Annotated in this window: 28 protein-coding genes; 9 read left to right on the top strand and 19 right to left on the bottom strand. The window is 59.9% G+C overall.

Annotated features, from left to right (window positions below; all coding sequences use genetic code 11):
* Window positions 1–58: 58 nt before the first annotated feature.
* The 3 genes from AC1DZP_RS15765 to AC1DZP_RS15755 all read left to right on the top strand — a co-directional run bounded on the left by AC1DZP_RS15765 (window position 59) and on the right by AC1DZP_RS15755 (window position 2092).
* A complete protein-coding gene (locus AC1DZP_RS15765; protein WP_477303625.1) occupies window positions 59–205 on the top strand; it encodes a hypothetical protein in 147 nt (48 codons plus the stop codon).
* Window positions 206–446: 241 nt separating this feature from the next.
* Window positions 447–1328 (top strand): ArdC family protein, encoded by an 882-nt coding sequence (locus AC1DZP_RS15760; protein ID WP_477303623.1) that lies wholly within the window; start codon window positions 447–449, stop codon window positions 1326–1328.
* A gap of 80 nt (window positions 1329–1408) precedes the next feature.
* Window positions 1409–2092: a recombinase family protein gene (locus AC1DZP_RS15755; protein ID WP_477303621.1), complete on the top strand. Its 684-nt coding sequence runs from the start codon at window positions 1409–1411 to the stop codon at window positions 2090–2092.
* Window positions 2093–2505: 413 nt separating this feature from the next.
* Here the strand turns inward: AC1DZP_RS15755 and AC1DZP_RS15750 are convergent, their stop codons facing one another.
* The 4 genes from AC1DZP_RS15750 to AC1DZP_RS15735 form a co-directional block, all read right to left on the bottom strand.
* A complete protein-coding gene (locus tag AC1DZP_RS15750) occupies window positions 2506–4743 on the bottom strand; it encodes an AAA family ATPase (protein ID WP_477303619.1) in 2238 nt (745 codons plus the stop codon).
* 5 nt (window positions 4744–4748) lie between these two features.
* On the bottom strand, window positions 4749–5222 hold the full coding sequence (locus AC1DZP_RS15745; RefSeq protein WP_477303617.1) for a hypothetical protein: 474 nt from the start codon (window positions 5220–5222) through the stop codon (window positions 4749–4751).
* Window positions 5219–5578, bottom strand: coding sequence for a hypothetical protein (locus AC1DZP_RS15740; RefSeq protein WP_477303615.1), 360 nt, complete (start codon window positions 5576–5578; stop codon window positions 5219–5221). Before AC1DZP_RS15740 ends, AC1DZP_RS15745 begins: the two co-directional genes overlap by 4 nt.
* Window positions 5579–6143: 565 nt before the next feature.
* On the bottom strand, window positions 6144–7478 hold the full coding sequence (locus tag AC1DZP_RS15735; RefSeq protein ID WP_477303613.1) for a tyrosine-type recombinase/integrase: 1335 nt from the start codon (window positions 7476–7478) through the stop codon (window positions 6144–6146).
* 388 nt (window positions 7479–7866) lie between these two features.
* Here AC1DZP_RS15735 and AC1DZP_RS15730 point away from each other — a divergent pair, with 388 nt between their 5' ends.
* Window positions 7867–8442, top strand: coding sequence for a hypothetical protein (locus tag AC1DZP_RS15730; protein WP_477303611.1), 576 nt, complete (start codon window positions 7867–7869; stop codon window positions 8440–8442).
* 104 nt (window positions 8443–8546) lie between these two features.
* Window positions 8547–9101, top strand: a complete 555-nt coding sequence (locus AC1DZP_RS15725; RefSeq protein ID WP_477303609.1) for a hypothetical protein — start codon at window positions 8547–8549, stop codon at window positions 9099–9101.
* A 42-nt stretch (window positions 9102–9143) separates the two neighbouring features.
* On the opposite strand, the gene AC1DZP_RS15720 is transcribed toward AC1DZP_RS15725, so the two are convergent.
* Window positions 9144–9464: a hypothetical protein gene (locus tag AC1DZP_RS15720; RefSeq protein WP_477303607.1), complete on the bottom strand. Its 321-nt coding sequence runs from the start codon at window positions 9462–9464 to the stop codon at window positions 9144–9146.
* Window positions 9461–10177 carry a hypothetical protein gene (locus AC1DZP_RS15715; protein ID WP_477303605.1) on the bottom strand — a complete coding sequence of 239 codons (717 nt, stop codon included), beginning with the start codon at window positions 10175–10177 and terminating at the stop codon, window positions 9461–9463. The genes AC1DZP_RS15720 and AC1DZP_RS15715 overlap by 4 nt, the downstream gene beginning before the upstream one ends.
* Window positions 10178–10270: 93 nt before the next feature.
* Between AC1DZP_RS15715 and AC1DZP_RS15710 the strand changes: the two genes are divergently transcribed.
* Window positions 10271–10507, top strand: a complete 237-nt coding sequence (locus AC1DZP_RS15710) for a helix-turn-helix domain-containing protein (protein ID WP_477303603.1) — start codon at window positions 10271–10273, stop codon at window positions 10505–10507.
* A 16-nt stretch (window positions 10508–10523) separates the two neighbouring features.
* Window positions 10524–10898, top strand: coding sequence for a hypothetical protein (locus AC1DZP_RS15705; protein WP_477303601.1), 375 nt, complete (start codon window positions 10524–10526; stop codon window positions 10896–10898).
* 1530 nt (window positions 10899–12428) lie between these two features.
* Here the strand turns inward: AC1DZP_RS15705 and AC1DZP_RS15700 are convergent.
* The 13 genes from AC1DZP_RS15700 to AC1DZP_RS15640 form a co-directional block, all read right to left on the bottom strand.
* Window positions 12429–12914 (bottom strand): hypothetical protein, encoded by a 486-nt coding sequence (locus AC1DZP_RS15700; protein WP_477303599.1) that lies wholly within the window; start codon window positions 12912–12914, stop codon window positions 12429–12431.
* Complete coding sequence (locus tag AC1DZP_RS15695) at window positions 12914–13261, bottom strand: phage upper tail fiber protein (protein ID WP_477303598.1); 348 nt, start codon at window positions 13259–13261, stop codon at window positions 12914–12916. Before AC1DZP_RS15695 ends, AC1DZP_RS15700 begins: the two co-directional genes overlap by 1 nt.
* 21 nt (window positions 13262–13282) lie before the next feature.
* Entirely contained in the window at window positions 13283–15835 is a 2553-nt protein-coding gene (locus tag AC1DZP_RS15690; RefSeq protein ID WP_477303596.1) for a hypothetical protein, read from the bottom strand.
* A 102-nt stretch (window positions 15836–15937) separates the two neighbouring features.
* Window positions 15938–16801, bottom strand: coding sequence for a hypothetical protein (locus AC1DZP_RS15685; protein ID WP_477303594.1), 864 nt, complete (start codon window positions 16799–16801; stop codon window positions 15938–15940).
* Window positions 16802–16812: 11 nt separating this feature from the next.
* On the bottom strand, window positions 16813–17106 hold the full coding sequence (locus tag AC1DZP_RS15680) for a hypothetical protein (protein ID WP_477303592.1): 294 nt from the start codon (window positions 17104–17106) through the stop codon (window positions 16813–16815).
* 34 nt (window positions 17107–17140) lie between these two features.
* Window positions 17141–18547, bottom strand: a complete 1407-nt coding sequence (locus tag AC1DZP_RS15675; RefSeq protein ID WP_477303590.1) for a hypothetical protein — start codon at window positions 18545–18547, stop codon at window positions 17141–17143.
* Complete coding sequence (locus AC1DZP_RS15670; RefSeq protein WP_477303588.1) at window positions 18544–18939, bottom strand: hypothetical protein; 396 nt, start codon at window positions 18937–18939, stop codon at window positions 18544–18546. Before AC1DZP_RS15670 ends, AC1DZP_RS15675 begins: the two co-directional genes overlap by 4 nt.
* A 337-nt stretch (window positions 18940–19276) precedes the next feature.
* Window positions 19277–20335, bottom strand: coding sequence for an AAA family ATPase (locus AC1DZP_RS15665; RefSeq protein WP_477303586.1), 1059 nt, complete (start codon window positions 20333–20335; stop codon window positions 19277–19279).
* Entirely contained in the window at window positions 20335–20586 is a 252-nt protein-coding gene (locus tag AC1DZP_RS15660) for a hypothetical protein (RefSeq protein WP_477303584.1), read from the bottom strand. The genes AC1DZP_RS15665 and AC1DZP_RS15660 overlap by 1 nt, the downstream gene beginning before the upstream one ends.
* 192 nt (window positions 20587–20778) lie before the next feature.
* The gene (locus AC1DZP_RS15655; RefSeq protein ID WP_477303582.1) at window positions 20779–20976 is read right to left on the bottom strand and encodes a hypothetical protein; all 198 of its coding nucleotides are present in this window, start codon (window positions 20974–20976) and stop codon (window positions 20779–20781) included.
* A 309-nt stretch (window positions 20977–21285) separates the two neighbouring features.
* A complete protein-coding gene (locus AC1DZP_RS15650) occupies window positions 21286–22011 on the bottom strand; it encodes a hypothetical protein (protein WP_477303580.1) in 726 nt (241 codons plus the stop codon).
* Window positions 22012–23238 carry a tyrosine-type recombinase/integrase gene (locus tag AC1DZP_RS15645; protein ID WP_477303578.1) on the bottom strand — a complete coding sequence of 409 codons (1227 nt, stop codon included), beginning with the start codon at window positions 23236–23238 and terminating at the stop codon, window positions 22012–22014.
* A gap of 256 nt (window positions 23239–23494) precedes the next feature.
* Window positions 23495–24340 (bottom strand): hypothetical protein, encoded by an 846-nt coding sequence (locus tag AC1DZP_RS15640; RefSeq protein ID WP_457154337.1) that lies wholly within the window; start codon window positions 24338–24340, stop codon window positions 23495–23497.
* 141 nt (window positions 24341–24481) lie between these two features.
* Between AC1DZP_RS15640 and AC1DZP_RS15635 the strand changes: the two genes are divergently transcribed.
* Window positions 24482–25987, top strand: a complete 1506-nt coding sequence (locus AC1DZP_RS15635) for a glycosyltransferase (RefSeq protein ID WP_477303576.1) — start codon at window positions 24482–24484, stop codon at window positions 25985–25987.
* Between the two features lie 2 nt (window positions 25988–25989).
* Window positions 25990–26688, top strand: coding sequence for a Stf0 family sulfotransferase (locus tag AC1DZP_RS15630; protein ID WP_477303574.1), 699 nt, complete (start codon window positions 25990–25992; stop codon window positions 26686–26688).
* The last annotated feature ends 18 nt before the right edge of the window (window positions 26689–26706 follow it).

Genomic DNA, 26706 nt, shown 5'->3' with positions numbered 1-26706 from the left:
ATTCTGCCAATCGAGAGCAGCAATCCCGCTCGCCTCGCTAGAGATTGGGAGTGACATCATGTTGAAGATCGGTCGGTTTGAAGCGTCGTTCGCCATCGAGCCGCGCGCTAATGCGTACCTGTATTCCAAGCGTTTCAGCTTCGCCCGCAGCGCTGGCGAGCTGATTTGTCAGATCGGCACGGCATCGTTGCTAATCACCTGGTAGCGGTCGATCGCCGCAACGGCATCAAGGCCCGGCTTCGGCCGGGCTTTTTGTTTGCGCCGAGTACATCGAGCGCAGTTTTAACGAAGCCATTTCAATAGCTTATTACAGTTCCACGCTGCTACGGCATTTTACCGTTGACAGAAATGTAACAGACGCATTATCGTTGTTACATCGCTGACAACGTTCGTCGACAAGAACGTTACAGATGCAACCGGAGATCGAAAAGGAAAGGAGAACGTCCATGACCGACCTATATGCAACCGTTACCGAAACCATCCTCTTGCAATTGCAAGCTGGCGCGGCGCCCTGGATTAAGCCGTGGTCCGGCCGTGCCTACGGCTCCAGCATGCCGCGCAATGCCGCCACAGGCCGCGCTTATTCCGGTGTGAATGTTCCGTTGCTGTGGATTGCCCAGGATGCCGGAGGCTATACCTCGCCGCGTTGGATCACGTTCAAGCAGGCGATCGATGCCGGCGGCAATGTGCGCAAGGGCGAGAAGGGAACGGCCATTGTGTTCGTGTCGGCCATCGAAGTTGAACAGGATGGCGAGACGGAAGCCAAGCGCATTCCGTTTCTCAAACGCTATACGGTTTTCAACGTCGCCCAATGCGATGGTCTGCCTACTTCAATCGTGGTCGGCGAGGCGATCGCGCCGCGCAACCATGCGGAACGTATCGAGCTGGCCGATGAGTTCTTGACTGCCACAGGCGCGGAAATCTCGGAGGGCTTCGGCGAGGCGTACTACATGCCTGGTATCGACCGCATCAGCCTGCCGGCATTCGCAAGCTTCACTTCGGCCGACAATTTCTACAGCACCGCGTTTCATGAGCTAGGCCATTGGACTGGCGCAAAGCAGCGACTTGACCGCGATCTGCGTGGCCGCTTCGGCGATCAATCCTATGCGGCGGAAGAACTGGTAGCAGAACTGTGCGCGGCCTTTCTGTGTGCCGAATTTGGCCTGGACGGCGACTTGCGCCACGCCGGCTACATCAACAGTTGGATCAAGCTTCTGAAATCGGACAATCGCGCTTTCTTCACGGCTGCCGCCAAGGCGCAAAAGGCCGCCGACTATTTGCGCGATCTGGCGCTGATGGCTGCCGCGCCGCTCACCATAGCGGCCTGAATTCCAGCTACTCGGCCGCAGCGCCCATTGCCGGCGCTGCGGCATTCCGATTTAACGCCAAACAGGAAGGACACGCCACAATGGCAAGCGGAAATTTCATCGCCTATTACAGGGTTAGTACGTCAAAGCAGGGCGCATCCGGCCTCGGCCTGGAGGCCCAGCGCAAGGCCGTCGACGACTACCTCAACGGCGGCAACTGGAAAGTGATCGCCGAATTTACGGAAGTCGAGAGCGGCCGGAAGGCGGCGCGGCCGGAGCTGGAAAAGGCGCTGGCGGCAGCGAGGCTGCACAAGGCGCCGATCATCGTGGCCAAGCTCGACCGGCTGACACGCTCCGTCGCCTTCCTCTCGCGCCTTCTGGAGGCCGGCGTCGAGGTGCGGTTCTGCGATCTGCCGACCGTCGAGGGGCCAATGGGCAAGCACCTGCTGACCAATATGGCATCCGTCGCCGAGCTGGAGGCCGGCTTGATCAGCCAGCGCACCAAGGCGGCCCTGGCAGCCGCAAAGGCGCGTGGCAAGGTGCTGGGCGGCGATCGGGGCCAGAAGCCATCGGACGAGGCCAGGGAGGCCGGCAGGGCGGCAACGGCGGGGCGCGTGGCGTCTTGGCTGGCCGATCTGCGGCCGATCCTCGACGAGGTGCGCGCGGCCGGCGCCGTGACACTCCGCGACATCGCGGCGAGGCTGAATGAACGCGGCATTCCCACGGCCAGGGGCGGGGCCTGGACGGCAGTGCAGGTGAAGCGGGTGCTCGATCGGGAGAACTAAGACGCAAGTGCCGGCAATTCGGGCCAGGATGACGCGAGGAATAGCTTAGGGTGGAATAGGACTTTCTTCCTGCGCGCGTGCGTCAGTCGTCGTTACCAATCAAGGTGAGCATTCCTCGCGTTTTTGCCGTTTGACCTCCTCGGCCTTCCGCCGCTTCGCCTCTTGGCCGTCTTGCCTGTTTGCTGCCGCGCTTATTCCGCTTGTCGCGGTCCTGTCGACCCCTTCCGCCGATGCGGCGATAAGGCCAGGGCGGGAAGGGGCATTTTGCCGTACCTGAAAAAGCGCCGCACTTTCTGCCGTGCCACCCCCCGCACCCCTATATAGGTGGGGTGCGGCAGGGGTTATGCCGTACCTTGCCGTACCTGTGCCGTACCTGAGTGCGGCAAGTGCGGCACGTTCGATTTTCATCGATTTTACACAGCGTCGTCCGAAGCCGCGTAGCAGTCCTTAGTCTCCCGCTTGGCGTTTTTGCGCTGTTGGATTTTGATACCGCCGGGCGTCTTCAACCACATAGAGAGAATAGCTCTCACCTTGGCCCTGGCGGCATTCTGTTCCGCTGTCCGCTCTTTGGCAGGCAAGCCGATGCCGATCTCGACGCCGATCACCGATGCGACCGCGCGGCCACCCCATTCAGGCGACTGCTCATTCACCAGGTAGTTGCCTTCGGTGAAGAGCGCCTGGACGCGTGCCAGGTGCTCCGGCGTCACGTCGTCGAGCTGATTAGGCTTCTCCCACCGAGCCACCGAGCCGACATCATCGCCATTCGGCAGCGGCACCGACACAAGCTGAAACCAATCCCTCTTGCTGGTTGGCGGGGGCGCCATGTTCGGCTTATCGTCCATCATCGAGAAAAAGAAACGCGGTTCGGAAATGCCGAGCTTGCCGGCTTCCTCGATCGACATCCGGTTGATGACGCGGACGCCACGGCAAGCGTCCACAAAGGCGCTGCCGCCGCGTGCGCTCTCCGCCGATGCTTCCTCGCCGCCGAGCTTGCGAGAGTGATGCACCAATTCAACCGCGCAATTGCCAAGGTGAGCGACGCGCGCCCACGCCTTCACGGCGGCATCCATCGCCGCGTTGTCGTTCTCCGGCAGGCTGTGGCTGGAAACGAAGGGGTCGACGATAAGCACGTCTATCCCCTTTGCGCGGATTTCGGCCACCAGGGCGTCAACGACTGGTTCAAGCACCTTGATCGTGTCCTTGACCTTGCGGGCGATGACAAGCGGCGTGTCGCGCCCTGAATTGACGAACAGCTTGCCGTCGAGCGTGGCGGGAACGATGTGGTGGTGCTGGACAGCGGCGGCGATGCGCCGCCTGATTTCCACCTCGGGGTCTTCAAGGTTCCACAGCCAGACCTTAAGCCCTACGGGGTTCGGGTCGCCGCCGATAAGGTCGCGCCCTGTGCCCATCGAAAGCGCCTCGACAATCGTCATGGCCGTCTTGCCTGTGCCGCCGGGTGCTACAGTGCCGGTCGCATAGCCGCGAATGTAGTGCTTGCCGAACAGCCACTGGCGCTTCGGGATCGTCGCCGGATCGATCCAGACAAACGGCGTCGCGCTGATGCGCCCGCTGCTGCCGGCCGGCTCTCCGTTGTCCCTTGCCTTCGCGTTCGCTGCGGCGGCGCGGATCATCGCCGGCACGGCCAGGCCAAGCTCCTGACACAATTCCAGCTCGGCGTCGCGCTCCGCGTCCAGGTCATCGAAATCGCGAGCCGCCGCCGCATAGCTATCGCTGCCGAATGCGTTCTCGCGCCCGTTGCCCCAATCGTTCATCTTTTTCACCAATTCATCTATTTCCCACTCACGGCCGCGCGGCAGGCGAGGATTGATCTCGTCGTCGAAAAGCTGCGCTGCGGTATCCGGCAGGATGCCGAAATCGCCAAGGCGCCGGCCGATGGCCATCGCATTGGTGTAGCCGTCGATCTCGTCGTCGTTGCGGCTTTGCAGATAGTCGCGGCCAAGCTCGATGTCGCTCGGATCATCGCCAGGCACGTCGACGCCAGGTGCCAGCTTGCGCCGCTCGGCATCGCCGCCGCCCTTGGCCGCATATTCCCTGGCAACGATGTCGATGATCGCTTGCGGCAACGACAGCCGAGCGCCCCTGTTGGCGATGACGCGATAAACACCCTTGTCGCTGATGGTGCCTTCACCGACGACATAGCCGCCACGCGACTTCACGTCGACGCCGGGCGCCAGGACGCCGGCCGTGCTTTTTACAGGCTCGCCAGTGAACCGATAATGCTTCGATCCTGTCGGCGTCAGCACGGTTTCCGTCTCGTCGAGATAGTGGGCGTGGTCGCCAAGCAGGGCGCGCAGATGCGCGTCGCCGTCGACGCCGGGCTTCTGATCGGTGTCGAATACAACCCAGCCGGATGGCTCTGTCGCGATGCCGATGCCAAGCCCAAGCCGGGCGAACCTGCGCTTGATCTGCTCGGGGTCGACCGTAGCTTTCTCCGGCCAGCCTTTGAGCGCCGGCACCTTGCTGATTTTGCCGGTTTCGGGATCCTTTATGAAGCGCATCGGGAAGACGCTGCCACCCTGCTCGGCGATGGCCAGGGCGCACGTCCTCGTGAGCTTCGCCAGCCCTTCTGGGGTGAAGCGCTGGAAATCCGGTTGCTTTTTGCTACTGGTTTCGGTATTATTAAAGGGCATTAGATTTACCTTCCGTTTGGAGACCGGCCGGCGCTGCGGGGCGCTTTGGCCGGTTTTCTTTTGGGTGGGCTGTGGCTGTATATGAGGCGCGTGAGGGCATCGGCGGGTCCAGGGACATATCCTGTCCGAGCCCACTCCTGGAGCCTCAAATACGTTTCATCCGGCAGTGCCCAAATGACCTTTGCGCCACCATTGACGATCGTCTTGACGCCAAGCTCGGCGATCGCATCGCCAACGTCACTCGGGTGGATGCCTGCGGCCATCGCCTCGCGGATGACATCCTCGGCGGGAAGCTCACGACAGAAAAGATAGCTATGGATGAAGGCTTCATCGTATGCCTTTACCGCGTCGTATCCGCGACCGCCGGCACGCTGGAAAGCGCCTTCGGCTTCTACCCAGGCCCTGTGGAAGTGGCGCCTGCGCGACTGCTCAGCGCCCGCCAGGGCGTCTGCCATGATCTGGTTGACGGCGGCGCTCATGCGGCTGCCCTCAACTTTGCGCGCTGATAGGCTGCCCGCCGCGCTGCATTTGCAGCATCGCGTGCCTTGGCCGCCGGGCGGAGCAGCATGTGCTCGGCATCCGACGCGCTTGCACAGGCGAGGAAGCCGGCCGGCCGCGACCACATCCAGGCGCCATCGGCATCGCGGTTAGCCACGACGCCCGTCAGCCGCCTCGCGAGAAGGACTGCGCGCCAGCGGATGCCGCACGCCTCCGCCTCGGCCAGGGCGTCGTCGAGAGCCACGGGCTTGCCGGAATGGAGCAGGTAATTGAGAAGATTTTTGGCGTCTTCGATTTCATCATCGAAGACATCGGCGTTGATCGGTATATTGGTCACGACACGGGCCTTTCGCAAACGGTTAAGAGGCCAGGGGTGCTTTCGCAGACCCCTGGCCGCTCGCCTTTGAGCTTGTGCCTCTGGTGTGACCCGTGCGGCCGGATTGGCCACATTTCCCTCAATACAGGATACCCAGGTATGGGTGGTCCAGTCGAGGAAATCTCGCAAACGCCTGTCGCGCTATCAGGCGAGGGTGCGCGGTAAGTACCGGACTATGCTTGTCACAATTATTGATCGTCGGACGCTGGTCGCAGACTGGTCGGTGGGCTTTATTTATGTCTAGCAAGCAATTCCGTTGAAAGATCAAGGATAAGATTCGCGCCACGCTGATATCGCTCTCCATCGACGGAATACATCGTCGTTGAGTCCTGCATAAAAAGGAAGCTGACGTTTGAGTACCCAAGCACTGTGGCCAGGTTTGTCAAGGTCAACTCGATTTTCAATCGGGGTGACAATTCACGATTACGTCGCGTTGAATGCACCGTCCCGTTTGGACCGGCCTTTCCTTGTATGAGTTTAGCTGTCACGATTGCCTCCGTTCCTTGTGAGCGCCTGCTTCACGCTATCAGGGACGCCGCATCGGTTCCAAGGCCGCGACGTGATCCGCCCAGGCGTTCAAAGCTGCCCGGCGCTCGGGCAAATAGAGAGCCCGGTTATAAACGCCGGCCACGCCGCCCCGAGCCGCGCCGCTGACATGGTTCACGACCGCCTCGACGACATGCGGGGCCACACCAAGCTCATTCATACCCGTGACCATCGTCCGGCGCAGATCATGGCCGGTCCAATGGGCGGGGGCGGGGCGGCCAAGGGCGGTGCAGATCGCCGACACGCGAGCATCCAGAGCGACCTTGGCGCGGTTGGTGTTGTGCAGGGTGCCGGCGAATACGGTGTTGTCGAGCTTCGTCAGCGCAGCACCGCCGTCGAGCTTCGCCAGGGCCTCCGCTTTCCGCCTCTCGGCGTCGGCCAGCACCTTGCGCCGTTGCAGGATCGCGACAACGGCAGGCGCGAGCGGAACGATATGGGGCAGGCCGTTCTTGGTCCGGCCGCCAGGCAGCTCCCATCGCGGGTCTTTGCCGTCGAGGTTATGTAGCTCATCCCAGGTCATGCCGGCGACTTCGGCGCGGCGCTGGCCGGTAAGCATCAGGGTCAGGAAGTAGTCGCGCAGCGTGTCGGATAAAGGCGGCACGTCGTTGAGGCCGTACATGATGCTAAGCGTTGCGTCGTCATCCCGAAGGGCGGCAGCCACGATGGCCAACTCCTCGTCGGTCAAGGCACGGTCGCGCTTGGTGTTGTCATGGCGCACCCGCATGCGGTCAGTCGGCGCGCGGTCGATCGCTTCGGCGTCCAGGGCGTCGTTAAAGAAACGCCGCAGATAGGAAAGCGCGTGATTGCCGGCGGATGGCTTGCCGCGCTTGTCGATCTTGTCCAGTACCGCCGCCACGTCTGACCGGGTGATGGAGGAGAGTTGCCGGCCGTTCCATTCGGCCACGTCCGGCCCGGTGAGGCATAGCCTGTATTCCCGATAGGTCGACGCGGCCAGCTTCGATTGCTGGCGGGCTAGGAAGCGCTCAACGGCCTTGCCGAACGTGCCGGCCTCTGCGGCGGCTGCTTCGTGCTTCGCCTCAACCACTGGATTAGCGCCGCGCTCTGCGCTGGCCTTGAATGCTCTCGCCTTCTCGCGCGCCTCAGCCAAGCCGAGCAACGGGTGCTGGCCATACCTGCCAAGGGTCATACGCTTGAGCTTGCCGCCGACACGATCGAACACGAAAAAGGTCTTCTGCCCCTTTGCCGTCACGCGGACGCCGAACGACGGCAACAGCTTATCGAAATAGTCGACGCGGCCGACGGATGGCGCTTTGATCCCGCGAAGGGTAGGGTCAGTGAATTTGATTTTCGGCATGGCTGTTTACCTCTTGGGTTACAATGGGTAACAAATCAAGCCAATTCGATCAAGTTTGAAAGTTATCGATATAGATAGGCGGCTCCGGTATTTTTGGAGCGATTTCAGGTGCTTATTGTGCAATTTAACGATTAGAATCGATGCGTGTCGATGTGCCGGAAACAGCCTTTTAATCAGTAGGTCATGGGTTCGAATCCCATCGCGCTCACCAAAAATCAAACAAAATCAGTTAGATGCAGCTGGTCAGGCGGCTAATTTCCGTGTCCGCAAATCTGTGTCCGCACAGTGTCCGGAAAACATAGGGTAGGGGCATGCGTTGATTTCGCCTAGGTTCCTGCGACTATCGGCGAGTCCGTGCGACATGGACGCGACATGGGAGGGGCGAGCGATGACGCTGCCAACGTGGTTTCCTGCGCTGAAAGACGTTGTGCTGTTTGCTCTGGCGCTTTGGGGCGCCGTCCTTTCGACCGTCAACTGGTGGAAGGCCAGCAAGCGTGATCAGCGCCAATTGAAGGTCGATGCGTCCACAGCCATGCTTGCCAACGACAGCCTCGGCGCGCCCTACGCGCAGATCAAAGCGACCAACATTGGCCATCGGACGGTCACGGTTACTTCACTCTGGTTTGAATTGCCGGGCGGCGCGAAGCTCGTGTCGAGAGCCTATTCGAATCTACCTGGGATGACTGACACGCCGCTGCCCGCATCGTTAAGTGATGGGCAATCTGCCAGCCTATGGTTGTCGTACCATGACATTGGCGGCACCCTCATCGTTCAAGGCCTTGCGACGGCGCGATTGACTCCGGCCTGCGAGGACAGTGCCGGTCAAATCCATCGTGGCGCCGCTTGGAACGTGAATGCTAGGGAGTTTGTGGAAATGGGGGATGGCCAAACCGCCTTGAAGCGGCCGGCGGTCTTGCGCGACATTAATACGGGAATTTCGTTTAATCGGGGCCCGCCACCGTGAGGCAGCGGGCCATTCTTCGGTGAACGGCAATCGTTGCAGACCTGAACTGGGTTGCCGTATCCTACCGGTTGGGCAATTGTTATCCCTCTGCTTGGGAGGGGAAATTGTCTGACGACGAAAAGAAGAAGCCCCATATCCGACTGGCCGTCGAGAACGACAAGAAGACGGTCGACAAATCGTTGGCAAAGCATGAGATCGAATGGCCGCTCCGCGAGCTTGCCGCGAATATCATGCGTGTGTCCCGAGGCGCCGGAGAACCATACAGCATCATCATGCAGTGCATAGCGGTCGTAAAAGGTGCCCAGTCGTACAGTGAAAAGTGCGGCGAGTGGCCGGACAACATGGATGTCAAAGAGGCACTCGATTTTCACGATCCGCAGCTACGTGATTACACCAGGACATACGACGAGCGACGTTCTTCGATGGAAGACATTGTGGAAGGCGCCCTTCGGCTGGCGGCCGGCAGGATCGTCGGACAGAAACTACAGGAAGACCATGGCGAGAAGGACTTGCTCGCAGCCATTCGACGGCTGGAGGAATATCGAGCCGAGCAGAAAGCCAAGTGGGCAGCAGAGGCGAGAGCTGCCCGAGCAGTGCCGGCCGCAAAAAACCCGAGCAAAGCTGATCCGCAAGCCAAAACTATAAGCCCGCCACCGTGAGGCAGCGGGCTTTAAACGTCGCGGAAGATTATTCCCGTCAGGCTATACCAGCATTTCCTGCGACTTGAGGTCGTCGGGCCACATGATCGTTTCGCCGTAGATATCCGGGCACGGTTCGGCGTCACCGCCTTCCTCGTCGTCGCAGTTGTCCTGCTCAAGATCATCGAGGCAGCCAAGGGACGGCTCGTCGTCGGCTGTGTCTTCCAGATCGCAATCAACCTCCATAAGATCCAGTGCCGTAATGAGCGACATGGCGCGGTCTAGGAGGTCATTCAGGCGCTTCTCGACGGACTGGCGCCAGACACGGGGATCGATCCCCCTTGGCATCCCTAGCGGCTTCAGGACGGGTGTATGGGCGTTCATGACACTCCTCCCGCCATAGCCTTGATGTCGGCCGTCAGGGTATCCAGGATTTCATATTCGTCGAACGTCCAACACTGGTGCACGCGAAGCTTGACCAGCATCCCGGCCAGCGTTTGTGCGCGCTTGTCGAGAAGCGACTCGGCGATGTCCCCGGCGGTGCTCATCAGCCTGTCTCGCTCTTCCTCGGCTTCCCGCAAGCCGCTTTTGCGAATGATCTCCTCGCATTCGGCCTGCCATGCCTCCAAGCGCTGGCGGGACTCCCTATCGTTCTCCCTCCAGGCGACGGCGGCGGGATGGGCCAACCACGAATCATCGGTACCGTTGGGGTCGATACCTCTTGCCATCTCCCAAAACGTGGCCTTGATCTCATGAGTTCCCGGAAGCTTCGCGGGCTTCGGCGGCTTGAGGCGGAATACCCGTTCCTCGATTTCTCCAACTTTGTCGGCGACATCCTCATAGATCGCGTATGCAGAGTTGAACTTGGTTTCGATCTGGAACAGTTCGGCGTCGGGTTGCTCGACGGCTGCGGCCGGCATCTCATTTTCAAGTTGCAAAGTTTGCGACTTGCTCCTCGACGAGGCTGTCGCCACCGCCAGGGCCGGGACAGATGCGATAACGCCAAGCAGGGCGCGGCGTGAAAATCTGCCCAGGATGGGCATTACCTCGGTGGCGGGCATAGCATTGCCGGCCGCCGGAACAGAGGTGTTCGGCATGGTGTTGCTCCTAGAGCGTGGTTGATGTAAACATCATGCAAAATACATGACATAACACCCAAGTCAATACATTCTGCATGAAGTTGGAGCCACATGACGATAACGGCAAGTCAGTTGAGGGCGGCGCGCGGCTTGATTGGATGGTCGCAACAGGATCTTTCGGAGAAAGCCGAAGTCGGAAGAGCAACGATCGCGGACTTTGAATCGGGGAAACGTGCGCCATACGCCACGACACTTGTAAGGCTTCAAGAAACGCTGATCGTGGCCGGCGTCGAGTTCATTCCAGAGAACGGCGGTGGAGCCGGGGTGAGACTGCGGAAAGGCGTCTAAGAGAAGGACTGACCGAATGAGCAGACATATCTTTGCCGTCCTAACCAATCCTGTCGAGGGACGGGAGGCCGAGTTCAATGCCTGGTACAATGATCGCCACGTGCATGACATATTAAGGCTACCAGGACTGGTTTCGGCCCAGCGCTTTGGGCTGAGCCACGAACAAAGCGCGGCGACGCCCTATCGATATCTGGTGCTCTACGAGATCGAGACAAACGATCTGGCGCAGACCATTCGCGAACTGAAGGCCAAGGACGGCACCGACGAGATTCCGGCCACTACGGCGCTTGGCCAGTGGCGTGCTGGCGAGCTTCTTCGAACCTATCGGACCGTTGGTTGGGCGCGCCGCGAAAGGGTAGGAAAGGCCTCTACCCCTTCACCTTCGGGGTGATCTCCTCGACCCGCACCCTTGTCGCCGATCTGCTTGATTACAGGCGGGGTCTTCTTACGGGCGCGCGGGGCCGGCGAACTTTTTGTTTTGCCGGGAAGCGACTTGGTTTGGCGGCAGCTAAAGCTTTTCTCTCTTGCCCTCTCTCTTTCCAACAAGGTGATGTACTCCGTATCAAAGGCCTCACTGTTCTTCCGCTCCTGGCTTCGGAAATAGAAATACGGCGGCGCAAATGCCAAAATCATACTTATGCCGATCGCACCCGCCATGTGACTGCCGCCGCCAAGCCAACAAAAAACAGCAACCACGCTGCCGGCTATCGCCGCCTCCGCCGCACTTACCCAGAAAGGATCAAATCTGGGCGGCGGCGCAACCGAGTCTGCCCGTTGCCTGGCCTCGAAGCTAATGCGTGCAGCATCCAATCTGACAATTCCCGATATCGACGCTGAAATGACCGGTACAGGGGATGCTTGGGTGAAGCGAGCCGCACCAAGCCAAACGTAATATTAGATCGGGAAGGCGCGCTTTGTCGTTAAGCGATTGCCCTGTCGTCGACGGCTGTGGACTACCTGTGGATAACTCACTACGTGGGATGACGTCGATCAGCAGCCCGCAAGAATGGTCGACTAAGCGAGAACGGCGTACAGTTCGCCAGCCGGCACCCTCTCCTTTGCCGGTTAGGCCCAGTGGTCAAACCCCACCCCCCGCCCTTGGCCGCTGGGCCGCTAGTACGCCATCCTAGCTAAAACCCGCGCCGCTTGCGGGCAAGCGCGGGCCGATCGGGGGGCCGATCTTCGGCAGGGGTGTGGGTGAGACATCGACTGCCGCAGCACAAACTTTAGATGTCGCTAATGTGCCGTCAAGCCCGTGGCCCATAAAAGGGAGCTTCCTATCCCGCGCGTTATGTCGACCTAAAGTCCCTTGGCGTTGTGTCCGGCGAGTAGATCAGGCCGACTTTCCTGCCGCCACACCTGCCACATTTCAGTTTTCGAACGAGGTCGTCCGCCATGGCGGGCGCATCAGGTCCGAAGCGATCGCGAAACTTCACAAGGTCGAGCTTTTGGCTATGATTGCAGGGCGCATAATGGCAGTGCGCCGTCACCGTCATCTTGCCGTCGATCAGAGATTGGAACGTCCAGCCCTTTGCCATGACGCCTAGCGCATTGGTTCAGCCAAGGATCATTCGAGCTAGTACCATCGTGAGAAGCATTGATGCCGGAACGGCCAGGAGACAACACATCTCAATGATCTTGGTGTTTTGTCGGTTGTCCATCTTCGCCGCCTCGCGATTCGATTCTCATATTGACGTTAACGGGCAGCCGTTGGAAGCGGTTCCAGCCACGGCGGTCGGAGATGCCGTCGGTGCTGCATATTAGCAACACCTTGTCGAACCATCGGGTTGCCGAGCATAAATGGTCCCGAAAAGGAAAAAACCCGCAGGCGCGAGCCAGCGGGATGGGGATAATTCAGGCGTCGGATTCATTGCGGCCACCACGCCAGCGCCAGCGGCGAGCGTGAAGGCGAGCCAGTTGTTCACGCCGCCCGCTTCTCGCCTTCGCTAATCTTCACCTTCCGCATCTTGCCCTTGCCGGCAGGCTTGAACACGATCGGCGCCGACCTGAGTTGGCGAGCATAGAGGTAGATCATCCCGGCAAGCGCGTGGCGCTGGTGAACCACTCCACGGAGCTCGTTGACGGTGGCCATGATCGGCCCCAGGGGAAGCGCATCGAACATTTCGAGCAGAGCCGTCGTCTTTCCCTCGACCAGATCGGGACATGCCCGCAACAGGTCGCTGATGGCCCACAGCGACGTTTCATCTATCAGGGCGTTGTTGCCCCGGCCTTCGGCCAGGATGCACAGCACAAGCCGCGCGTGCTCGACGCCATGCCGATCGATGATCCGCCGAATCGTACCCACGGCGCGGGTTTCGCCGGGCTGGGGATACAGGTGCGCGCCGACGATCCGCACGTCGAATTCCTGGCAGAGCGCCTGCACTCGCGGATCTGAGACGGCATCCATCAGCCGACTATCAAATAGAGGGTTGCAGGATCGGCCGGTGACAGCGCGTCGTACTGAGCTTGCGTCAGTTTGCTGATCCGCTCGACGTCCGAAGTGACAGCCGGGAAGTCAGCCGGGGCGATGTCGTAACTAACGTGGCTGGACGGAACACACCGCAGCATGTGCCTGGTCCAGACCGGGAACGGGCCTACTGTAGCATCGGTGGTGAACGTCGTTATTGTCCCCGATGATGGATCGCCAGGGTTGTTGCCAAGCCGCTCGATAGAGCCGGCGCCGCTCGTGATCGAAATCACGTTGTAAGCGGGCAGAGAAATGACCTCATTGCCGCCGATGGGGAGCGTTTTCATCACTTACCCTCTTTCGTTGCATTATCGCCCATTGACGGACCTCAAAGCGGCGCGCGTGGACTGCTCCACCTGACGGCCAAGTGCGGCCAAGCTATCCTTGGACACTGTGCCGCCGCCGGGAACCGTGATGTATTGCTGGACCGTGATAGGGCGATCACTGCCGCCGGCTGAACCTGCGCTGGACGTTCCCGGCCGTACATCGGCGAACTGGTCGGGCCGGGCGATAATCACCTTCTCGCCGGGGCTCTTGAAGAACTCGACGTGTTCGGTATCGCTGCCGGCAATGCCGCCAGTTGCGAAGCCATAGACGGCCCGATGAGCAACCTGTTCCGGCGTGGCAGCAAGACCGTCAAGACCGTAGCCAATGATGCCCTTGCCGACGATGCCAGCAGCGTGGAAGTTGGACTTGGCCGTCTTGAGCGCTGCCAGATATTGAGCCCGCAGTTGGTCGGCGTCAGTGCTCCCGCCCGAGGAAGAACCGCCACCAAACGACGAGCCACCACCAAACCCGGAACTGGCGCTTTTGATCTTTATGTCATCGAGAAGTTGCGCGGTTTTCTTGGTGTTGGCCTCGATGCCCGTCTGGACGGCCCACATACGATCGGTGTCGCGCGTGGCGTCCTTCACTGCGGCCATTGCATCCATCTGGCCCGGCGTGAAGATGCCGACTGTCTCAGCAGGGTTCTTGAAGAAAGACACCTGCTGCGAATCGCCGGGATGGATCATGCCGCCTGTGGCAAAGCCGTACTGGGCCTTCACCTGCGCCAGCACTGACGGATCTTGGTAGGTCGTGGGCTGGACGTAGCCCCACGAGTTAGTCGACGTGTTGAAGATCGGCGTCTGCGAAACCGGCGAGCCGGTGCTGCTGAAGCGCGTGACGTTGACCCCGGTCGTGCCAATAGCGCCGCCAGAGCCGCCCGTAGCCGGGACGGAATAGCCCTGTTGCGTCATGTTGCTATCGCCGCCGTAGCGGGTGACGCCAACCGGGCCGCCGGGAACATCGTAGATCGACTGCTTGCCGGTGCCGACTTGGCGGGTGATGACCGTGATGTTGACGGTCTTGTCCTTAATTGCCTGGATGGCAGCGTTCATCTGATGCGTCGCGCCGGTATCGGCGACAAGTTCCTGATTGACCTGCCGCAGCCTTTGAAGGAACAGGTCGACCTTTTCGACGGGGAAACCGTCATTGATGAGGCCTTGGCGCACCATCTCCAGGCCCTGGAATACGGCGTTGACGCTGGTATTGCCGGTGCTCATGGCGTCGAACAGTTTGTTGACCGTCGACGTGGCGTTGGCGATCTCGGCATTGGCGTTCTTGATGTTCGACACGTCGCCGAAGAAATCGCGGATGTTGTCTTTGCTCCCGGCCGTGGCGAGCGCCTGCTTCAGGCTGTCAGCCTCGGTGGTCGTCGCGCGCAACTGCGCTTCGAGCTGGACCATTCCGGAGAGTTGGTTCTGGCGGGAGCTCTGAACGGCTTGGTCGATCGTTTCGAACATGCCAAGGGTCGACTGAAGCTGTGTCCCGAGCGAGCGCGTGACGCCGAAGCCGCTGCTGCCGCCCGCGTTCATCGTGCCAAACAGCTTGGAAATGATGGCGTCAGCACCGCCAGCCTTGGAGCCAACATCCTTGAATCCAGCGGAGAGATCGAAAAGGGTCTGTTGGGCTTTCTGGCTGTCCGCAGCGATGCTTTTAAGGCCGCTGCTCTCATTGATGTTATTCTGAAATTCCGCAAGCTTGGCGGCGCCGGCAGTGAGCGTTTCGGCAAAGGCGCGGGCCTTAATCGTTTCGTTGGGATCGAGGCGGATCTTGGCGAGTGCAATCTGGTATTGCGTGGCGTCGATCTGGCCGTTCTTTAATTCCTGGCCAAGCTCCGCAAACTCGCGCGCGGCTTGCAGGCCGATGCCGTCGAAGTTGCTGCGCCCGCCGGCCAGGATAGGTGATGCCAAAGTCTGCTCAACCTCCTTCAGAACTTCGTTCATAGCCGTCACATTGCCAATGATGTCTTTGGACAGATTCGCGGCGGCGACATCCTTCGGAATGTCCTTCGCCACATCGGCAAATTTCTTGGCGGCAGCGGCGGCTCCAGGGTATGCCGCAGCAATCTCGTTGATGAGTTGCCGGTGGTTCTCCAGAACGGTGTTCACCTCCGACACGCCACCACCGAGCGAGCTGAATGCGTTCACGGCAACCTCGGCCGCCGACGACAAAGCAAGGACTCCTAGAGCCCATGGATTGAATAAGCCGGCGCCAGTCGTGGCGAGTGCCCTCATTCCCGTACCTAGTGTCAGCACCCCGGCACCGGTCGCGGCGAGCCGTCCGCCGCTGGCGCCAAGGACAGTGAGCGCGGCATTGGCTGCTCGCGATGCGGGCGCAACTGTCGAAAGGGCCGCAGCGGTTGCCGTGGTCGTAGTCGCAATCTTTGCCAAGACTGCACTGGCGGCAGTTCCGGTTGTGGTCATCTTGGCCAACATGGCGTTGGTCTGCTCGACGCCAGCGCCGATCTTGCCCAGGAGGTCGGAACTACCTGTGCCGCTGAGTTTCTTCGATATCTCGGCATCGAAGGCGTTGGCCATCTGCCGGGCTTTGGCCAAAGCCGCCTCGAATGGTGCCAGGTTGCCGCCGATATCGACGACGACTGAACCGGCTGCTTCATTGGCCATGGTGATTGTCTCCTCTTAGGCCGCAGCGACCGGTCGAACGCCGGGGTGATCGGAAAGATACTCGTGATAGTTGCTGTAGTACTTGCCCCTGGCGATCTCGTCGGCAGTGGCCTCCCGCGTAAAGGTTTCTCCGGGAGTAATGACGAAGACGGTTTTGCGCCTGTCAGGACCATCGATGCTGCCGACAAAATCGCCATTCGGCTGTCGCGTGCCGCTCTGGGTCGAGTTCCTCAGCCACGGGATGTCGTTGCCCATCTTGCGCATCGCCTCGAATTGGCGATCCGTAACGCCGGTGATCTGCTTGATCTCGTTGCCGGCGACGAGCATTGCGGCCTGTGCGGCTTCTGYGGCTTCCTCGGCAGCGCGAATTTCGGCCACTCTGTCGCCGAACCGACGATCGACGGCCAAGTCACGCACTTGCGTGAACTGATCATCTGAAAGGCCGCTGAGAGCCGAAGGCGCCGAAAGGACAGCGTCGGCAATCCTCTCGTCCTTGCTGCCAGTCAGGAACGCCATGCGGTCATTCGGTTTCATACCCTTCACCATCTGCCGGATCTCCTGCCGCTCAAGCGCAGCCGCGATATTGCTCGGATCGGGCGCGGGGATCGAAATCGCCGACCGCGCCCTCTTTGCAGCGGCCAACGCATCAGCGATCGGGCGGAATGCGGCCTGGAGCGCGGGAAGGTAGCTTTTCGACGCCTCATCTTTCAGGACGTTGCTGCGGCCGACCGGCGTAAAGCCAATATCGGATTTCACCGCCGTTTCGCGAGCACGGAAGCGATCAGCCACATCGAGGCAGGCAAGAGCAGCCTGTCGCAGCGCAGCGCTCGACGGATGATCAGGAATGCGGGAAAGGAGTTGCTGGGTGCGGATGTTCATTGGATTACCTTTCAGGCCGCTGCGGCCGTTACAGCGGCGATAAGCTCATTGCCGCGAGCGCGGCTGGCGTCCTGCCAGTTCAACTCGGCAGCGGGCGCAAACACCTGATGGCGGAGCGGCCACGGGGTCGAATCGGGGACGGCGTAGAACGACCGGACGTGTGTTGGGCCAACGGGCACGTTGCGGTTTTCCAGCGCCATATCATGGGCGCAAAGGTCGACCCAGGCCGCCTCCAATTCGAGGAGCGCTTTTGCGTAACGTGCCCCGGCTGCTGCGTGGCTGTCGAGTAGTTCTGAGGGAGTCATTTTCGTTTCCTTATCGTGAGGGTTGCGCGTGTGGTTACATTCGGCGATAGGGCACGGTGTAGGCCACAGGCGGCTGATGGCTGGGGTTAAGCATCTCAACGACGCCAGCGACGCTGTTCGCGATGTCGTCATGAGCGTTTGGACCGTGGTCGATCGATTCCCGGCCACCGCGCGCCACGCGGCGCTCAAGGCCGACGATCTGATTGACCAGCTTGTCGTCATCGAGGAGGTCGACGGTGCGGCTGTTCAGGAGTGGCAGAAGATCCCGGTACAAATCCGAACGCGGCTTGTCGGCAACGCGATATTGAATCCCGTGCTTCCTGAACTGTTCGCGCGGCCACTCGCCAGCGTACCGATCGCCAGTCACTGACGAGATCCCATAGCTCTTCAGCAAGGCTGCGAAGTCCGACACGACGGCTTCAGGCGAGAATGGCGGCTTACGCTCCCGAGTGGCATCCAGAACCGCCTTACGGTCTGCCTTATGCCCGATGGCCAAAGTCATCGAGTCGTTGCTCCCCCCGGACGGATCGACAAAGGCACTGTAGGCAAAGCCGTTGACCCGTTCCCGCTCCGTCACGTTCAAACTGACGCAAGCCTCGACCACTTCGCGAGTGACGAAGGCCTCAATGTCAGCGCGCCATTCGGCAAGCCATTCCGCCGATGCCGCTGCATGATCCCGTTCCAGGGCGGCATCCACCACGGATTGCCGAACTGTGGGGTTCATCTCCCGCGTGGTGGCCTTCCAGACGAGCGGTGCGCTATCCTTGCCCCAATACCGCCTGTAGGCGTCCCACAAGGCACCCTTGCGCGCATACGGCGACGAGGCACAGAGCAGCATCGCGTTGGGGATCGTGGCCATGCCGGGCCGTATGGCGTCCAGGATGGCATAGTCAGGTTCGGCTGCGTCATCAGTGCGCCAGAATGCGATCTCGTCGGCCAGGACCGCTGCATAGGTGTAACCACGCGTCGAGCGGAAGGATGCCGTTCCCACTTCGATGGTGACTGAATTGGTCAGGTCGAACGAGTCCGCAGTTTCCCGATCGATCAGTAGCGCCAGGCTGGGAATGCCGGTCAACATCGCCTTGATGTACCGGATGATGACGCGGGCTTGTCTACGGTCGGCAGCGATGACCAGCACGGTAGCGCGCTCGCCTGGTGCGAGGTAGCCACGGTAGTCGAAGAAGCAGGCCAGGAAGACCGCCACAAGGGCCATCACGAACGACTTGCCACCGCGACGCCCGACGATCAGCCAGGCCTCGCTATTGGCCTCTGTAGGCGCCTCTGTGCGTCCTGTGTGGTGCTGAAAGGCCGCCAGCTGGTCATCGGTCATCGGTAGGCCAAAGAACGCGGCCAGGAATGCGAACCACGATGCGTAGTTGTCCCGGTTCTTAAACCAGGGCGCAAAGAGCAACGGGCTTTCACAGGCCTGGAGGATGTTCACGCGGCGTGCCCCGCAATGATGTCGCGAAGCGTGGGCGTTACGTCACGAGCGCGGCGCTCCAGGCCGATGTCGGCAAGCAGGCGGCGTTGCGCGTTCGTAAGGGCCATGAACTCGCCGAGGTCGACGGGATCACCCGACAGATAGGTTGCGCCTGCATCCTTGATCATGGCGCCGAGCAGTGCCGCACCGTCCACGATCTCACGTTGCATTGCCGACAGACGATCGATGCCGCCCAAGTCTTTGGCGATCTGGTCCCGAAGCTCGAATGTGGCCTGTGCTGCCCTGGTCCGGCGGTCGAGATCGTCCAGCGTCCGCAAGCGAGCCTTGCCGGCACCCTTCGAAGGGGTAACGGCCTGGCTTTCCGCTTCCATCTGGTCGGTATCTGCAAGCACTTTTCAGGACTCCGTTGCGGACGCAGTGCGGACACGATCAGTGATCCGTCGACTAAATGCAAGTAAAATCAATAGCTTGTCATTAATTGTCGACTGATAAGTTATCAGTGTCAGACGATGTCATGCCGTATCGGTCGATCTCTGTTCGGTCTTGGGAGATAGGAAAAATCCAACGTGTCCGCGCGATCGGCGGTGTGGAATCTCAGTCTGTTCTAGACATCATCAATCATCGGGACATTGCGGGACATTGCGGGACATTGTCCCGGTAAGTCACGGCTGGAAGGCGGGACAGGACGGGACATATACCTTTAGGTATGTCCCGGCTGTCCCGTCCCGGCTACCCGAAGCACCGCCACACATGATCGTCATAGAACTGCACCAGCTTGCGCTCTCTGAGTGCGTCCCTTGCCCGTTGGAAGGCCTTCCGCTTTGCCTCGGCTGTGTCGTCGGCTGAGTGGCGATAGAAGTGTTCCCGCCAGCGCTCAATCAAGACGACGTTGCAAGGCGGCCAGTCCTGCCCGACTTTGTGCAGCCCATGCTCGACAATGGCGTCATCCAAGGCGTTGAGGGCAGCGCGGTTCTTCACGGACAAAGAGGAAGACTTTTCCACTTTGACGGCGGCGTCGAGCATCGGAACAAGGCTGTTGCCCGCTTGAGCCATCCTGAAGCCCCATGAGCCGGTGCTGTCGGCATCCTTGTGGCGTTCCACAGTCAATGTCCCGGTGAGCGCATCCTTATCGCCCTCCATGCGCAGGCGGCTGTCGAAGCTGCCCCAGAAGTGCGTGTGCATCCTGGCCCGCGTGTCGTCCTGCCAGCCTGTGTGCGCCACGGTGAGGATGGAAGCGCCGGTTTCCCGGAGAATGCGCTGGATACCGTGCACCCATGCTCTCGCTGTCTTGTCCTCAATCTCCGAACCCTTCATGGAGCCGCCGAAGATGTCGAGCACCACAAGGGCGAAAGATCCTCGAATGTTCATGGCAGCAATGAGCGCTGTCACGTCGTCGGCGGCATCGAGGCAGATTTCCTGCGGGTAGAGAAAGGCCCTACGGTCTTCCTCGGAAACGGCGTGATGCTCATACCATGCCGGAATGCGAAGCCGGCCGACACCGTTGGCGCCTTCAGTGGCGACGAACAGGACGCCACCACCATTCACTGCATTGCCGTGCCAGTCGCGGCCGGCATCTACCGATAGCCCGATGTCGATCGCCAGGAAAGACTTGAACGAGTTCGACTTGCCGAACATCAACGCCGTGCTGCGCTTCTGGATCACGCCCTCAACCAGCCATTCCGGCTCTGGCATCGCTTCCATTTCGGCATAGCTGAGAAGATGCAGGCGCGACTTCGGCGGCAGCTTGTCATAGTCGACGCCACGATACGGATCGTCCGAGCGGTCCATCAATAGCTCCTCCTCGCCGCTCGGCGATACTGTTGCGCAGCTTCGGCGAAGTAGAGAGGCACGGCGGGCGCCAGGTTCGGCCTATCCCTGCCTGCCCATTCGGCGAGCAGGGTTGCGGCGCCGTCCTGCAAGCCGTCGAGCAGCCGACAGTGGTAGCCGTGGTCATCGAGACGAAACTGCGCGTCGATCAGGCAGGTGCGAGCCACGCGAACAGCCGCGACCACTGGACCCGGAACGGGTTCGTTCATCATGCGGCACCGCCTTGCCCGAAAGCATGTTCGGCGACGCAGCGAGCGAGAGGCCACGACAAATCAAATCGGTGATGTAGAAGGACGGCTTGAAGATGACGGACGTTGCATGTATCTTCCAAGTAGTCGATTTTGCCGGGAAGCAGCTCGATGTTTTGGAAGCCGGTCGCCTTGTCTGCGGCCGGTTTTCGCTTTTCAGGCGGCCACATCGGCGCCTCCTGTCCTGATCATGTTGGCGAGGCGAATCGCCGCGCAAGCGCCGACAGCATCAAGCGGAAAGCGCTCCCGCAGTTCGATAACGGTCGGGCGTGGACGCTGCGCCTTTGGCGTTTCGACGATCCAGCGAGCGGCTTCCTGGATGACGAAGTCGGGTTGAAGGTCGATCTGTTCCATTAAGCGGCCCTCCGACGAGGGTTGGGCTTGCGCTCAAGCGTCTCAATCCATGCCTTCACGGAAGGCACACGATAGAGAATGCGGCCTCCGAGTTCGACGTAGGGCAGGCCATCCGGCAAATGCTGCCAGCGGATCAGCGTTCGTTCGCTAACCTTAAGTTCGGCTGCCAGGGAAGGGCGATCTAGGTATTCGTCAAGTAGGGACATCTGCTGTCATTCCTCGTTGTTGAGTGACAGCAGGAACCTAGGGATTGACGAAGACCCGATATATGACCCGAGATCGGCCCTGGAATTCGTGGCGCGTTTTTATTCAGGGCGTCCGATAGATACCGCGAAGGTTGTTCTCAATGGTTTTTGGCGTAGCTGGCGCGGCATGGGGATGAGTGTCCTTTAGCCATTGTGCGAGGTAGATCGCCTCGCTTTTGAGGCTTCCCAACTGTAGACCGGATTGCTTCCGTCGAATGAACTCAGCTTCAAACAGGTGCTTGCTCGTTGGCTGGCCTGGCAGACCCGTCTTGTAGATTGGCACAGCATCTCGCGCCTTGTCGGCGTCCTGCCTTCTATCGACGATGAACACGACGCCCTTGCCATGGCTGTACATCGGCACAGACCCGCTTTCCAGAAAATGCAGGGCATTGGAGCGGCGCCACATAGCGGGGTCAATGCTCTTCATGGCGCCCGTTTCAGGGTCCAGGGCACTAGAAATTGTTGAGGTCGCCTCAAGGCGCTTTCGAAGCTCGACACGAGCTGCAACCCACCGCTCTCTAGCTTCTAACTCGGCCTTATATTCATCCGAATGGGGATCTCCGTAGGGATACCGCTTCAATGGGTCGGCCTCAATCTGCCAAGCTCGCCGGGGACCACCAGCGCCGCTGCCACTCATGACGGGCTGCGCCTTTTCCATCTCATATCGTTCTACGGTGATCAGCCCGGAACGCGCGGACGATTCACGCCCGGTCCATTTCTCTTCGAACACGTCGCGGCCAACGATGTTTATGGCATCCTCGACAGTGATAAAGCCTGAAGGTGCAAACATTCACGCACCGCCCTTCATGTTTACGACTTCGGCGCCTTTTCCCTTGGGCATGACGATGGCGCCAGCGCGCTCCGTGGCCGCTCGCAGCGGATCGTCCATCAAATGGCTGTAGCGGGCCGTCGTGGCCGGCTGTGAGTGCCCGAGCAGCGCGCCGATGATCGGCAGGGAAAGGCCTGCACTGGCCAGCACAGAGGCGTAGGTGTGGCGCAGGTCATGGATACGCGCAGACGGCTTCACCAGAACCTTGTCCTTGACGATCTCGGTTTCCACGATGCCGGCGGCAATGCAGACTTCCCGCCACTCGGCCTTGATCTCGACGCGGTGATCGGTGCCACGGCCAGGGAACACGTAGACAGCATCCGGCTTGGCCTTTTCTTTCAGACCCGTCAGAAGCAGACGAGCAGGGGCCGACAGTGGAACGCGATGCATGGTCTTCTGCTTCGTGGTCGATCCCGGTTTGGTCCAGACGCCAGCAGTGAGGTCGAACTGGTCCCACATTGCCGTCTGCACCTCACCACGGCGCGCGCCAGTGAGAAGCAGAAGGCGGAAGATGTTTGCCGCCTGTTGGTCCTCCAGGGCAGTCAGAGCCTCTGTAAGCTTCGCCAGTTCGGCCGGCGACAGGTAGCGGTGACGCTTTTGCTCATCGTTGCGCTCGATCCCCTTGGCCGGGTTGTCGGTGCGCCACCTCCATTTGATGGCAAGGCCGAACATCTTTGAGAGCACAGCCACCGTCCTGTTGGCGAGATAGGGCGCGGTCTTCGAAATCTTTCGGTGCAGCCCGTCGATGTCGGTGAACTCGACTTCTACCACCTTCTTGTTTTTAAGCGCCGGTAGGATGTGGTTCTTGATTAGGGCCTTGTAATCCCGAGATGTCGACTCCCGCTTCTTGGTGAGGTGCTCCTTCTCGAAACGATCGCACAGGTCGGCCACCGTCTTAGCCTCGCGCGATGCGGCTACCGCTCCCATGGGGTCAGCCCCGACGTCGATCTGCTTCTTTAGGTTCTTCGCTTCCTCGCGCGCAGGACCGGTTTTCCAGTCTGGACGGGAGCCGATCGTATAGCGGCGCTCCAGGCCGCTGCGGGTTCGGTAGTTGAGGATGAACGAGCGGGCGCCGGCCGCAGTGACGCGGACGCCAAAGCCCTTCACGTCGTCGTCGTAGGAGATCTTGTTGCCAGTCGTCGGGAGCGGCAGTTTGTCGACAATGGTGTCAGTCAGCTTCAGAGCCATGGTTTCCGTGTCCGCACTATGTCCGTCAAATCAACGGACATTTCTATGCGGCGATTGTCGCACAGTGTCCTGATTTGTCAAAACATGTTCGTTTGGAATCAACATCTTATGTGCGGACACGGCAGAAAAACGAATGAATGCAAAGCCTTGGCAAAATGGCGCGGAATGAACTTTTAATCAGTAGGTCATGGGTTCGAATCCCATCGCGCTCACCATTGTTTTCAGATCAGCGCAGATAGTGGTCGAGGTCCAGCGCCTAGGCGCCGGAAGGCAGAAGCTCGACTTCCCGCGACGCGTGCTCTCGGGTGCTTTCCGACATCAGTTGCTGCGCAACCGGCTGCACATTTTCCTTAAAGGTGATGCACCTGTCGTAGATCTTCTTGGCCACGCGGTCTTTGCCAATGCGCTCCCATTCGGGCGTCCAGGGCGCATCCCAGTCAAACTGCTGCGAGATGAGAAGTTCTCGGTCAAAGCATTGCGGATCCCGTTCCAAAATCTGGCGGGCTTCATCGGCCAATGGCGTATAGGCTTGGACCGCAGCCATCTTTCTGGCGCGAGCAGCCGAATCCAGTTGGATTTCCACTTCGACAGCTCCCGGCACGTTGGGAACCGCGGCGGAGCAAAGCTGCTTGCGGCCCGGCTTCGTGCCTTGCAGACGCCTTTTGAGGGCATTGCCGAATGCAAAGGCCAGATCATGCATCGGATTGTAGCCATCGACCGCGTCCGAGACGATTTGCACCTCATGCATGTGAGACAGATCGGCGCTGATTCTCGTCAGCACATCGGCAAAGACGCCACTATCCCTGGCCAACAGCGCTTTATACCAGATGGCGTCGGGAATATCGCCGAACACCGCGCCTGCGGTCGCGCCGGCAGCTTCTACCAAGTCGCGTGAATATTGGGTTCGGGAAGAATGGCGTCCGCCTGAACCGTCCGTCAAAAGGTAGATTCGCGGTTTCTTGAGCTCAAGCCAGTGATGGATCCTGAGCTCATGCCCCGGATGGGCAAGGATCAGCACATGTTGCAACTTTTCAGGCAAAAAACGGCTCCAATCCAGGTTTCGGCATACATCCGCCTTAGACCGCATCAAGGCGGCAGGCATCGAAGGGTTTCCCACATCGAGTTGGCCCCGGCCATCTTTGTGCAACTTGTTTGGCCGATGCCTTCAAACTAAGAACGCTGCCTAGCATCTGTTATCCTCGCCGCCAATGCGGAGGTTGTGAAACAGCTAAGGAGGCGGCATTTGCGGGTTCTCATCACCAATCTGTTCGTGTCGTACAATAGCGGTACCGAAGCCGTTGTTGAATTGCTGGCCGACGGGCTTCGCCGCGGCGGTCATCAAACCATGTTGCTGGCTCCAACGCTTGGCGAGATGGCCGATCGAATGCGCCTGCGCGGACACCATGTGGTGGACCGAATTGCCGAGATCGTCGAAAAGCCCGACATAATTCACGCACAGCATTTGACGCCTTGCCTGACCGCGCTGGCGCGTTTTCCCGATGTACCAGCGGTGTTTTCCTGCCACAGCGCTTTCTTCGAGGTCGAAGCCCCGATGCTTCATCCGCAGATACGCCGCTGGATCGCGGTCGACGAAGCGTGCAAGGCCAAATGCCTGTCGCGCGGTGTGCCGGCGGACAGATTGGACGTCATCTACAATGCAATTGACCTTGAACGCTTCAAACAGCGTCCGCCCCTGCCATCGAGGCCTCTGAAGGGGCTTCTGCTGACCAAGAATTTCGAACATCAGCAAGCGGTGCGCGAAGCCTGCGCCAGGAGCAATATGCAACTGGATGAGTTGGGACCCGCCACGGGCCGGTTCTCACATCAACTCGAAAAGGATCTGCTGCAATACGATATCGTGTTCGCAACCGCCCGGATGGCCATTGAAGCCGCTGCAGTGGGATGCTCGGTCGTGGTCTGCGACGCGCGTGGTTTCGCCGGTTTGCTCGACACGGCAAATATGGAGGCATGGCGGCGAATGAACCTCGGCGTCGGCCTTCTGACCAGGCCGACCACTGTCGAAAACCTGATGGAGGCGTTGTCAAAATTCGACGCTGACGACGCCGCGGAGGTCTGTGCATACTTTCGAAAGGTGGCGGGTGCCGAGCATTTCATCAACGAGCATCTTCGCACCTACAGTCAGGCCATTGAGACGAATGTCCAAACGACGGACGATGAGCGATCGCTCGCCACCGCATCCTGGATCGAGGAGATAGGCGTTTCGCGCGAACGCCGCAGATGGTTCAGTGTGGCCAACGAAATTGGCGGTGCCTGGCGTGATTCCTCAGAACAGGCGACGCTTCTCGATCTGCTCAGGTCGAACACGAAGACCTTGGAGAGTGGTGCCGCAGCACTGACGGACCTTGGCGAACGGGTCAAATCCTTTGGCTCCGATGCGCTCCTCAACGTGGCCCATGATAGCCAGGCCCGACTATATCGGCTTGAAGGGCAGCTTTCCGGCCTTTCAAGCGCTGTCGTTGATAGCGCCGCTTCGCTCCACAACGTGGCCCATGATAGCCAAGCCAGATTGCATCGCCTTGAAGGGCAGCTATCCAGCCTTTCAAGCTCTGTCGCTGATGGTTCTGCTTCCCTCAACAGCGCGACCCAGGACAGTCGGGCTGCATTGCATCGAATTGACGGAGAGCTGTCGCGCCTTTCAAATTTCGTCAATGAGAGCAAACGGCTCTACAACGGCATGATACCGCTTTTTATAAGAAAAATGTTTCGTCGGGCTCGAGGGCGAGGTTGAAGGTGTCTGGCGGCATTCGTGGCTATTCAATTTGCACATCGCCAAGGTCCGGCAGCAATTACCTGTGCCAGCATCTCAGCAGCACCGGAATGCTCGGGCATCCGCTCGAGTATTTCAATTGGAGGGGACGCCGCTTTTTCGACGATCCAAATTTTCCCGAAGATGTGGCAGGGCAGGTCGAAAAAATTCTCACCATGGGCGCAACCGCCAATCGTATCTATGGTCTGAAAATCTTTGCCCACCAGCATGATTGGATCTCAAGCGAAATAGGCTGGTTCGACGCGCTTCCGAATCTTCGGTTTATCTTTCTATCAAGGCGGGACCTTCTCGGTCAGGCAATATCCTGGGCGAGGGCCCTCCAAACCGGTCAATACCGCTCCACTCAACCGGTGAGCCAGGAAACGGCTTTCGATGCCGAGCTGATCCAGAGGCAACTCGATGCGCTGGTTCGGGAGAGGGCGCGTTGGGAGATGTTCTTTGCCCGGACCGGGATTGATCCTCTCAGGCTTGAATACGAGTCGATAGTCGCGGATCCCCTGGATGCCATCCGTCAAGTCGCGGACATGATGAGTGTGACGCTCCAACGCAGCCCGGATTCGACCAGCATCGTGATCCAGCAACAGCGAGACTCGATCAGCTTCGATTGGGCCGACCGTTTCAGGCGTGAGCGGGGCAATCCAAATACGCTGGACTTTGTATAGGGCTACCTTTGCATGCGG

Source organism: Mesorhizobium sp. P2_F8 (assembly GCF_056403655.1).
Note: the sequence above shows the minus strand (reverse complement) of the source record. Positions and strands in the feature narration are given on the sequence as shown.